At 40.3% G+C, this 11,522-nt stretch carries 7 protein-coding genes; 2 read left to right on the forward strand and 5 right to left on the reverse strand.

Features of this window, described 5'->3' with window-relative positions; translation table 11 throughout:
* Window positions 1-106 precede the first annotated feature (106 nt).
* Window positions 107-2,944 (forward strand): excinuclease ABC subunit UvrA, encoded by a 2,838-nt coding sequence (gene uvrA / locus Q0162_RS08435; RefSeq protein ID WP_297890913.1) that lies wholly within the window; start codon window positions 107-109, stop codon window positions 2,942-2,944.
* 31 nt (window positions 2,945-2,975) lie between these two features.
* On the opposite strand, the gene Q0162_RS08440 is transcribed toward uvrA, so the two are convergent.
* From Q0162_RS08440 to Q0162_RS08455, 4 genes are all read right to left on the reverse strand, one after another.
* Window positions 2,976-4,808 (reverse strand): HEAT repeat domain-containing protein, encoded by a 1,833-nt coding sequence (locus tag Q0162_RS08440; protein ID WP_297890914.1) that lies wholly within the window; start codon window positions 4,806-4,808, stop codon window positions 2,976-2,978.
* 9 nt (window positions 4,809-4,817) lie between these two features.
* Window positions 4,818-6,647 carry a HEAT repeat domain-containing protein gene (locus Q0162_RS08445; protein ID WP_297890915.1) on the reverse strand — a complete coding sequence of 610 codons (1,830 nt, stop codon included), beginning with the start codon at window positions 6,645-6,647 and terminating at the stop codon, window positions 4,818-4,820.
* 134 nt (window positions 6,648-6,781) lie between these two features.
* Entirely contained in the window at window positions 6,782-8,227 is a 1,446-nt protein-coding gene (locus Q0162_RS08450) for an SWIM zinc finger family protein (RefSeq protein WP_297890916.1), read from the reverse strand.
* Window positions 8,228-8,348: 121 nt separating this feature from the next.
* Window positions 8,349-8,807, reverse strand: coding sequence for a hypothetical protein (locus Q0162_RS08455; RefSeq protein ID WP_297890917.1), 459 nt, complete (start codon window positions 8,805-8,807; stop codon window positions 8,349-8,351).
* Window positions 8,808-8,975: 168 nt separating this feature from the next.
* On the opposite strand from Q0162_RS08455, the gene Q0162_RS08460 reads away from it, so the two are divergent.
* Complete coding sequence (locus tag Q0162_RS08460) at window positions 8,976-10,565, forward strand: peptide chain release factor 3 (protein ID WP_297890918.1); 1,590 nt, start codon at window positions 8,976-8,978, stop codon at window positions 10,563-10,565.
* 34 nt (window positions 10,566-10,599) lie between these two features.
* On the opposite strand, the gene gldA is transcribed toward Q0162_RS08460, so the two are convergent.
* A complete protein-coding gene (gene gldA / locus Q0162_RS08465; RefSeq protein WP_297890919.1) occupies window positions 10,600-11,499 on the reverse strand; it encodes a gliding motility-associated ABC transporter ATP-binding subunit GldA in 900 nt (299 codons plus the stop codon).
* Between the last annotated feature and the right edge of the window lie 23 nt (window positions 11,500-11,522).

Below are 11,522 nucleotides of genomic sequence, written 5' to 3' on the forward strand. Positions count from 1 at the left end.
ACTATCCCTTTTTTGCAAATAAAAAATAACTTTTCTTACGTCGAACTCACGTTATTATACCAATTTTTTCCGTACTTTTGCCCCTCGATAATATCATCATTTCAAAATGAAGAAGAAAACTACAAATATCACCCCTGTAGAAAACCTTGATGTTCAAGGCGCAAGGGTGCATAACCTCAAAAATATAGACCTTTCCATTCCCCGCGAAAAACTTGTTGTCTTCACTGGGCTTTCTGGTAGTGGCAAGTCCTCATTGGCTTTTGATACTATTTATGCCGAAGGACAACGCCGTTATATCGAGACTTTCTCGGCTTATGCTCGCCAGTTTCTCGGGGGATTAGAGCGCCCCGATGTAGATAAAATCGACGGACTATCGCCTGTGATTGCTATAGAACAGAAAACTACCTCCAAATCACCGCGCTCTACAGTGGGTACTATCACCGAAATCTACGACTTCTTGCGCCTGCTTTTTGCCCGTGCTTCCGATGCTTATAGCTATGCTACAGGCGAAAAAATGGTAAGTTATACCGATAGCCAAATTCAGGAACTCATTACCAAAGAATACAAAGGCAAACGCATTAACCTATTAGCGCCCGTGGTTCAATCGAGAAAAGGACATTACCGCGAGCTCTTTGAACAGATTGCCAAACAAGGCTTTGTAAAGGTGCGTACCGATGGCGAAATCCGTGATATCGAAAAGGGTATGAAACTCGACCGTTACAAAACACACGATATTGAAATTGTGATCGACCGTATGCTAATTGATGATACTGACGACACCCAAAAACGCCTACAAGAAAGTATCAAAATTGCAATGAACTACGGCGACGATGTGCTAATGGTTTTAGAACACGACCAAAAAAAAGCTCACTATTTCAGCCGACATTTGATGTGTCCTTCTTCGGGCATCTCATATCCTCTTCCTGAACCTAATACCTTCTCTTTCAATTCTCCTAAAGGAATGTGTCCGCACTGCAATGGGTTGGGTGAAGTGCAAGAAATCAACCTCTCCAAAATTATCCCCGACTCTTCTATCTCTATCAAGAACGGCGGGATTACAGCGGTAGGAGAGCAAAAGAACACTTGGATATTCAAACAATTAGAGCTCATTGTACAAAAGTTCGGTCATAAACTCTCCGACCCTATTGAAACACTTCCTAAAGAAGCGATGGATATTATTCTCTATGGTGGTAAAGATAAATACGCTATCAAATCGGATGTATTAGGCATTACGCGCAATTTTGAAATTGATTTCGAAGGTATCATCAACTTCATCAAAAGCCAGCACGAAAATGCCGATATGGCAGCTATCAAGCGCTGGGCTGAAGAGTTTATGGATACTATTCCTTGCGAGGAATGTCACGGCACTCGCTTGCGTAAAGAGGCACTTTACTTTAAAATAGCTGATAAAAATATAGCTGAACTATCTGCCTTAGATATTACAGATTTATTGGCGTGGTTCAAATCTCTACCTGAGCATCTCTCTACCAAACAGCGCAAAATTGCAGAAGAAATTATCAAAGAGATCACCACCCGACTCCAATTCCTCATAGATGTAGGGCTTACTTATTTAGCTCTTAACAGAAGTTCTAAATCGTTGTCTGGAGGAGAAGCTCAACGTATCAGACTGGCAACGCAGATAGGCTCTCAACTCACAGGGGTACTCTATATACTCGATGAACCTAGCATTGGTTTGCATCAGCGAGATAACAAAAGGCTTATCAACTCGCTGAAATCGCTCAGAGATATTGGCAACTCAGTAATTGTGGTAGAACACGATGAAGAAATGATACAAGAAGCCGATTATGTAGTGGATATAGGACCTAAAGCAGGCGTAAATGGAGGGGATATTATCTTTCAAGGAACGCCTAAAGAGTTGCTAAAAGCAAATACCATCACCGCCGACTATATGAGTGGGAGAAAACGAATTGAAATACCTACCCAAAGACGCAAAGGCAATGGCAAGGAAATTATCCTAAAAGGCTGTACAGGTAACAATCTAAAGAACGTAACCGTAAAATTCCCATTAGGAGTAATGATAGGGGTAACAGGTGTATCAGGAAGTGGCAAATCAACGCTTATTAACGAGACTCTGTATCCTATCTTAAACGCTCACTTCTTTAATGGCGTAAAAAAACCGATGCCTTACAAAAGTATTGAAGGCTTAGAACATATTGATAAGGTAATCGATATTGACCAATCACCTATTGGGCGCACACCACGTTCAAATCCTGCTACCTATACAGGTGTTTTCAGTGAGATACGTAACCTTTTCACCCAAGTACCCGAAGCGCAAATACGTGGCTACAAACCAGGTAGATTTAGTTTCAACGTGAAAGGCGGTAGATGTGAAACCTGCGAAGGCTCAGGCTTAAAGGTGATTGAAATGAACTTCCTCCCTGATGTCTATGTGCCTTGCGAAACTTGTAAAGGCAAACGCTTCAACCGCGAGACCCTTGAAGTGCGATACAAAGGGAAATCTATTGCCGATGTGCTGGATATGACCATAAGTGAGGCAGTAAAATTCTTTGAACCTATCCCTAAAATATACCGCAAACTAAAAACTATTGAAGAGGTAGGTTTAGGCTACATCACTTTAGGGCAACAATCTACTACCCTTTCAGGAGGAGAAGCCCAACGGGTGAAGTTAGCCACAGAGCTTTCTAAAATAGACACGGGCAATACTTTTTATATATTAGATGAACCCACCACAGGACTCCATTTCGAAGATGTGAAAGTACTCCTCGAAGTACTCGACCGTTTAGTAGATAAGGGCAATACTGTTCTGGTGATAGAGCACAACCTCGATGTTATCAGAAAAGTAGATTATATCATAGATATAGGGCACGATGGGGGTAAAGCAGGTGGCGAAGTAATAGCTTTTGGTACTCCTGAAGAAGTGGCTAAAAACAAGAATAGTTTCACTGCCGAGTACCTAAAATAAAAAGGGCGTGCTTTAACAGCACGCCTCTTCTTTATAAAGATTTTTCTATTTGATCCGCTATATTTTCAAACAAATTGTTCTTTGTTTTTTCGTATAATTCGCGGAACTTCTTAGCGTATTCTTTAGGAAAAGACTTCCAAAAGTTTTCATCTTCTATTATGTTATTATAATAATAGTGGTATCCTTTAGGTATCTTTGCTATCGACTCATATAGCACTTCAAACTTGTTAGGTATATTGCTTTTCGCAATAAGGTAGTAAAGAATTTCTTTCTTATAAATAGATGCTTTAGGAAGTATTTCCAAAATAAGTTTGTTAAGACGAGAACTATTTTCTTCTAAATTAGAAAGAACTTTAAGAGCTTCTAAACTGTAATTATCATCGCATTTCTTAAGGCTTAACAGATAATTATAGAATAAATCAGCCCAACGTGAGTCTATTTTATCAGGTGTAATAGGACGTAATTTTTTATAGAAAAAACCTACGGCATATCCCCCTTTAGTCCCTGCTAATCCTTCTATAGCATCATAATGAGCAAGTACCTTTCCAAATTGAGGAGCAAAAATCTCATAGATTTTCTCTTTGCTATATTCGGCTTCTCCGTTAAGAATACGATAAAAATAATCAGTAAAAAGAGGATATGCCCAATCACTATGTACTAATGTATCAGTGTATTGTTCATAAAAAGATATGATTTTCTCTTGTTTAAATGTATCTAATACATCTACAAGGCGTGGTATAATATGATAATTAGTAAGTGAACGCTTCTTAGCCATCACATTGAAGAGTTTATTACCAAACATTTCTCCCAAAAGTGCATAAGTCTCAGGGTAATCTTTGTATTTCAACACTTCCAACTCTATAGGCAAACGTTCAAAAGCTGCTACTACTGCTTTCTCGTCAGAGTCATCCATTGCAAGTAACGCTTCAAAGTATTCACGCACTTTTTGAACAAACGACTGATAGTGCGAGGGTAGCGGAACTGTAGCAATAGCATTTGCTAAGAGTTCCGCATTTCCTTTCTGTTTGTTATTGCTGTACAATTCGTAAAGTTTGTCAATACTGCGTTGCGTACCGAGTTTGGCTAACGCTTTATAAGCTGCTCCTCGTACCACTTTATTCTTATCACTTGTCAAACTGATGATAAAGTCTTCTGTCTTTTCATCTTTCTTGTCTGAAAGTATAATGACTGCTTCAGCTTGTAAATTAGGCAAGTTTTCGGCAAATATTTTATCTACCAAAGCATCTATTCCTTCATAACCTAATTGGTGTAGCAAACGCAATCGGCGTACGTGTTCTGTTTTGTCCTCCAAACTAAAGTCTGATAAAAGAAAGGGGAGCATTGCTTTCCCACAAGTAGGGATAATAGTTTCCTCTACATAATCGGCAAGTTCGGTGTATTTATCTGCTAAAGCATAACTCAAGTAACCATAAGTCCGCGAATCGTCAAACAGTTTGCGTTCAAAAGCATCTTTAAGCACCTCTAATCGTCCCGATTTGCTCTCAGTAAGAGCTTGTAACACGGGTTTCAGCTGTAAATAAGAATAAGTAGTATTCACATCTGCCAAAGCGATAGTGGGAACCTGCTCGCTCTTTTCGGCTTCAGCCTCTATAGTAACACCTTGTGTGTAGAGTACTGAATAGAGCAAAGTAGCAACATTCAATAACTCTTCGGCAGCTTGTGTGCTTTCTACTTGTAGCAAAGATTCTACTTCTTGGGCTAACTTATTGAATACAGGAGCTTTTTCACCTAACTTTTTCAGTATAGGAACGTGCTTCTGCAAGCGTGGATCATTCTTCGCAAACTTACTTCCCGCTATAAACAAGCGATTCAGTTCTTGTTGTAAATCGTATAAGGGTTTCATTTTAATCTGCTATTTAACTGATTTCTCAATTTCGTCTGCTATGTCTTCAAATACATTTAGCCTATTCTTCTTTGCCAAAGCTCTAAACTTCTCTACATATTCCTTAGGAAACTGATTCCAGAAATCTGCATTAGAAAGATAGTAAAGATAGTAATAAGAATTACCTGATTTTACTCTCTCTAAGGTATGATAAATCAGCTCAAACTTACTAGGCAAATTGCGTTTTAATACCAAGTGAAACAACCATATCATATCATCTGAATACGATTGAGACAGAGCTTTCAAGAGTAAATCATCTAATCTTTGACTGGCTCCTTCTAAAGCATCAAGTACAAAGAGTGCTCTATAGGTATAATTGTTGTTGAGCTTCTTAAGACTATTGATGAAAGAATAGAAAGTGTCTACCCAGCGAGGATCTAACCTATCTACTCTCACTTCTGATTCTTTGCGAGCATTATAAGCATAAGCTCCTGCAATACCGCTAAAAGCCTCTAAAATATTATCCGTAGCAGCTGATTTTCCCAATTGAGAACTGAATACCTCAAAGAGCTTTTCTTTGCTGTAGTTCTCATTCTCGAAAGCACTACAGAAATAGTTAATCCACATATCGCTATAGCCATTGGTATAGGTGAGAAGTTGCTTATGGGTATCATAAAAGGCGAGCACTTTATCACTGTTCAAAGTATTTAATACCCCCATCATATTGTTAGCGGTAGGGTCATACGTATTCTTGAACACTTTCTTGCGTCGTGCATTAAACTCTTTGTTCTGCAACATCTCCGCGAAGAGTGTATATACTTCTTCACAATCCTTATTTGCCAAAATATCTATATCAATAACAAAGCGTTCAAAAGCTGCGCTAAGCGCTTTCTCATCTGAATCATCTATGGTTAATAACTGCTGATAACGCTCTTGTATTTTCTCCACAAATGGCAGGAAATACTCAGGAGCAGCTACTTTGGCGATAGCTTCTGCCAAGAGCTCTGCATTGCCTTTCTGCTTATTGGTGTTGTACAATTCGTAGAGCTTATCAATACTGCGTTGCGTACCAAGTTTTGCTAAGGCACTATATGCTGCCCCTCGTACGGCTTTGTTCTTATCACCCGTCAAACTGATGATAAATGCTTCGGTTTGTTCATCCTTCTTGTCTGCTATAATATTAATAGCTTCTGCTTGCAGATTGGGGAGATTTTCACTAAATATTTTGTCTACTAAGGTACCTATTTCTGCATATCCTAATTGGTGTAACAAGCGCAATCGGCGTACATTCTCATTTTTGTCTTCTAAACGGAAGTCGGCAATGAGGAAAGGGAGCATCGCTTTTCCACAAGCTGGAATGATAGTGTTTTCAACGTAATAAGTGAGCTCTGAATACTTGTCAGCTAAAGCATAACTCAAGTACCCATAAGTGCGTGAATCGTCAAATACCTTGCGTTCAAAGGCATCTTGCAATATTTCCAAACGTCCTGAGTTGCTTTGGGTAAGGGCTTGTAGTACAGGTTTCAGCTGTAAATAGGAATAGGTAGTATTCACATTCGCCAATTGTATTGTAGGGATTTGGCTTTCTTTTGTAGCCTCTGCCTCTACAGTAACGCCTTGAGTATAGAGCACTGAATAGAGCAAAGTAGAAACACCCAATAGTTTTTCGGCAGCTTGTGTGCTCTCTACTTGTAGCAAAGCTTCTACTTCTTGGGCTAATTTATTGAATACAGGAGCTTTTTCACCTAACTTTTTCAGTATAGGAACGTGCTTCTGTAGGCGTGGGTCGTTCTTAGCAAACTTACTTCCCGCTATAAACAAGCGGTTCAGTTCTTGTTGTAAATCGTATAAAGGCTTCATAATAATTGACAATTGATAATTAACAATTAACCCAAAGTCCGCATTAAAATAATTATTTGCTAATAAATTCTTGCTTTTGCGGATTGTCCCCTTTTGGGGAAACGGGGGCTTTTTAGCTATTGTATAATTTAGTATTAGTAGAGTAGTCTAATTACTTTCTCTGCTGTGATAAGTGAAAGTGGTTGCGCTGATAGCAATCCGCTGGCTACATCGTTGTGCATCATTACCACAAGGGAAAGCCCCTCGGCATTTGCTGGCAAAAACGACTTCAGATTGCCCGTTGGTGATACAGCGCCTTCCTCAATATCTCTTAGAGTGATAGCAAAACCATTAGCATCTTCTACTACCAAGTCCTCCCCTACTCTATAAGCCTTATGCAACGCCAAAAGCACTACTGGGTGTTTATCCATTAGCGGATTCTTAATAGTGTTCTTTACAGCCTTTATCGTCTCGGCAAATTGCCCCGAAGCAAAACCTTTCACTGCTGCAAGGTCAGCTTGTGATAGCGGACGCTCTGAAGCTCCATCAGCCTCCCAACGAATACGCGGATTGGTATCTCCAGGATAGATGTAAAGGTCTTTTAGTTGCAACACACTGAACACACTGTTGTCTTCTTTAATATACTTCGCAGCTTTATAAGGACGATAGTTCAATGTTTTATAGATTTTACCCGTTTTGAGATTGAGCCATACACCCTCATCTACATACTCTTTGCGTGCCTCGTTGTCATAACTGTTGAATGACAATTGCACCAAAGAAGCATTCTCTTCATATTGCCCATACTGCATCAACTCAACGAGTTTCCACACATAGCCTATTTGCTCTTCAATTGTTGAAGACAGTTCAGGCGTTCCTTCAGGGTCTTCCTTGCGCGCCTTGAGGTAGTCAGTAGCTTTTTTAAGCAAAGCCGAAAGATAGTTTAAGTTGTCTACCACCGCAGTATATTCCTCATTCTTTACCTCCTCAATAGAAAGCAATAGATTGTTGAAAGCCGTTTGAATACCGCCTATGTAGTAGTTTCCTAAGTCTTTTATCTGTGTTTTGAGGGTCGCACGCATTTTAGCATCCACTGATGAGAGTCCTGTATTCACCATATCTCGCAACAGCTTTTGGGCAGTTTCGATACCAGTGAGCTGGGCATCAACCTTCTTAGTGAAAGCCGCCTTATTTACCTTCTTAGGTTTCTCGGCTTTCTCCTTGATAGATTCCTTTTCTTGAGCTTTCTTCTCTTGTTTCTTCTCTATCTTCTCACGCTTAGAGAGAATGTCCTCAGGTACTTCTCCTTCGGTAAACTGACCAGCATTCGCCTCAAAACAGTAAAGCAAACCCACGGAGTGTTTACACGGAAACTGACGACTCGGGCAGTTACAGCGGAATACAGGGTTATTAGGGTCTATATAATCGGCAGAGCAGTAGTAAGGATTCTTCCCACTCCCTGCACATTCACCCCATATAAGGTTCTTTTCTGAGTTGATTTTTAAGTTGCTGAATTTGTTTTTCTTCACCAACTCACGTCCTTTTTTAGCCGCCTCAGCATTGGGGGCAAGCTCTTCAATCTTCTGTTGCGTTACTTCTATCATATTTTATATTGTGATTTTTATATACTTTAAAGCGCAAAGATACTAAAAACAATCTAAAAAGCAAGTATTACTCTTTTGAACTCTATCTAATATCAATCAACCATCCAAAGTGTGATTCTTCCTATAAAGCTCTATGTTCTTTAGGTACTTCATCATATTTCTTATCGTCCTTAAAGGCTGAAATAGGAATAATATCTCCCGAAACAGGCTCTATAATCCGAATATCATCGCCATTGTTCCTGTTTACATAAAGAATATAATACGTTTCAAACCGAATAGAACTATCATACCCTATCCTTATCTCATAAAACTCTTCACCGTCAATAGTAGCAGCATCCGAAAAATAACTAATACCCCTCTTCCCCTCCGAAATCGTCTCTATATACTTAGCCACTCGTTTAGCCAAAGGCAAAGCAAGCACTCTATCCTCAGCTTCTTCTAAACTGATATGAGCCGAAGTATCTTTCACAACAAGTGAATCAATAGCAGGCACACCTTTCTTAGCTTCCTGACTACCAAACCATTGACAACCAAAAAGACCTCCAATACATAGTAATAATAGAATCTTTACCTTATTCATAATGTAACTTATTACTTAAAAAAGTGCAGAAAAATATAATAAAATCTTCAATTACAAAATTTTACCCCTAAATTATCAATAAATTCACTCTTTTTCTTATTTTCTATTTATAAATATTTCGTACCTTTGCCCCCAATTTACAAATCAGCTAATCAACAAATAAACACTATGTCTTTAAAACAAGAAATACAAAAGCGCCGTACCTTCGGGATAATATCCCACCCCGACGCCGGAAAGACAACCCTTACCGAAAAACTCCTACTCTTTGGAGGGGCTATACAAGAAGCAGGCGCAGTGAAATCAAATAAAATAAAAAAAGGAGCCACCTCCGACTTTATGGAGATTGAGCGACAACGCGGCATTTCCGTTGCTACTTCAGTACTCGCTTTCAATTATAAAGAACATAAAATAAACATCTTAGATACCCCCGGTCACAAGGATTTCGCCGAAGACACCTTCCGCACTCTCACCGCCGTCGATAGTGTCATCGTAGTCATCGATGTCGCCAAAGGGGTAGAAGAGCAAACCGGAAAGCTCGTCGAAGTATGCCGTATGCGTAATATCCCTATGATTGTCTTCATCAATAAGTTAGACCGTGAAGGGAAAGATGCCTTCGACCTGTTGGACGAAGTAGAGCAAAAACTCGGCTTAAAGGTAACACCACTGAGTTTCCCCATCGGAATAGGCTATGATTTCAAAGGGATTTATAACATTTGGGAGAAGAATATCAACCTATTTTCTGGCGACAGCCGAAAGAATATAGAAGAAACTATCGCCTTCAACGACATCAATAGCCCTGAATTAGAGAGGATAATATCCGAACGTTCTGCGGCAAACCTCCGTTCCGACTTGGAATTAGTATATGAAGTATACCCAAAATTCGACCGTGAAGCCTACCTCAATGGAGAACAGCAACCCGTTTTCTTTGGCTCGGCACTCAACAATTTTGGCGTACGTGAGTTACTCGATTGCTTTGTCGAAATCGCCCCTTCACCACGTCCCAAAGCCAGCGAAGAGCGCATCGTAAACCCCGATGAACCTTCCTTCACAGGTTTCGTCTTCAAGATTCACGCCAATATGGACCCTAACCACCGCGATCGTTTAGCATTCGTGAAGATTGTTTCAGGCACTTTTGAACGCAACAAGCCCTATTTGCATACACGCCTTGGCAAGAAGCTGAAGTTCTCCAGCCCGAATGCTTTCTTTGCCGAAAAAAAAGAAGTAGTGGATATATCTTATGCAGGGGATATTGTAGGCTTGCACGACACAGGGAATTTTAAAATCGGAGATACACTCACCGAAGGCGAAATGCTACACTTCAAGGGAATACCGAGTTTCTCTCCTGAACATTTCCGTTACATCAATAACGCCGATCCACTGAAATCCAAACAATTAGAAAAGGGCATCGACCAGCTAATGGACGAAGGGGTCGCGCAGCTATTCAAATTAGATTTCAATGGTCGCAAGGTCATCGGAACGGTAGGAGCACTTCAATATGAGGTCATTCAATACCGATTGGAACACGAATACGGAGCGAAGTGTAGTTATGAAAACTTCCCTATCTACAAAGCCTGCTGGGTAGAAGCGCCCGAAAACCCTAAAGACCCCGAATATCTTGATTTCCTACGTGTAAAACAGAAGTTCTTAGCACGCGACAAACAGAACCAATTAGTCTTCCTCGCCGACTCCGCATTCTCTATTGAGATGGTAAAACAAAAATACCCGAACCTGAAGCTACACTTCACATCCGAGTACTAACCCCTGACACCTGTCCCCTGACACCTGACATCTATTACTTGTTACCTGTTACCTGAATAAACGTTTCCTCCAAGTCTCTATGTTTATGGTTGATTTGGAGGATTTTTAATCCGTTCTCCTTAGCAAAGTCAAACACAACAGGGCGCATATCCTCTTCGGTGTCAAAGGTGATTTGATATAAGAAATCGTATACATTTTGTGCTGCCGACACATTAGGCAAAGCACACAAAAGGCGTTCCTCTACACGAAAATCGAATGCTACTTCTATCACCTGTTCCTTGCCTTGCAGCTCGCTCATCTTTTTATCAAGCACTATATTGCCTTTATGCAGTACGATTACTCTATCGGCAACCGCCTGAATTTCCTGCATAATATGCGACGAAAGCAAAACCGTCTTCTCTTTGCCAAGCTCTTTAATGATATGACGTATCTCTATCAACTGATTGGGATCAAGCCCCGTAGTTGGCTCATCGAGAATGAGTATCTCAGGGTCGTGAATTAGAGCCGAGGCAAGTCCCACGCGCTGGCGATACCCTTTAGAGAGTGCTTCTATCTTCTTATTGCTCTCTGGTGTAAGCCCTGTAAGGGCAATCACCTCCTCTACCCTACTCTTAGGTACATTCGGATATAAATCTGAAGTGAAACGCAAATACTCTCTCACATACATTTCGGTATACAAAGGGTTATGTTCAGGCAAATAGCCAATAGTCTTCTGTGCCTCAATAGGATGCTGAAGCATATCAATCCCGTTAATAGTAACCGAACCACTGGTTGGCATCAATGCCCCCGTAATCATCTTCATCGTTGTTGATTTCCCCGCCCCATTAGGACCTAAAAAACCGGTAATCTCCCCCTTTCTGAGCTTGAAACTGATAGAATTCACAGCCGTTTGCTGTCCATATATCTTTGTTAATTGATTAACTGTTACTGACATTTCATTTTATTTTGGGCTCAAAA

Source organism: uncultured Capnocytophaga sp. (assembly GCF_937936315.1).
GTDB lineage: Bacteria > Bacteroidota > Bacteroidia > Flavobacteriales > Flavobacteriaceae > Capnocytophaga.

Bases quoted from the DNA above. Each gene is read 5' to 3' on its own strand.
- uvrA (WP_297890913.1), top strand. From the start codon at position 107: ATGAAGAAGAAAACTACAAATATCACCCCTGTAGAAAACCTTGATGTT.
- Q0162_RS08440 (WP_297890914.1), bottom strand. From the start codon at position 4,808: ATGAAACCCTTATACGATTTACAACAAGAACTGAATCGCTTGTTTATA.
- Q0162_RS08445 (WP_297890915.1), bottom strand. From the start codon at position 6,647: ATGAAGCCTTTATACGATTTACAACAAGAACTGAACCGCTTGTTTATA.
- Q0162_RS08450 (WP_297890916.1), bottom strand. From the start codon at position 8,227: ATGATAGAAGTAACGCAACAGAAGATTGAAGAGCTTGCCCCCAATGCT.
- Q0162_RS08455 (WP_297890917.1), bottom strand. From the start codon at position 8,807: ATGAATAAGGTAAAGATTCTATTATTACTATGTATTGGAGGTCTTTTT.
- Q0162_RS08460 (WP_297890918.1), top strand. From the start codon at position 8,976: ATGTCTTTAAAACAAGAAATACAAAAGCGCCGTACCTTCGGGATAATA.
- gldA (WP_297890919.1), bottom strand. From the start codon at position 11,499: ATGTCAGTAACAGTTAATCAATTAACAAAGATATATGGACAGCAAACG.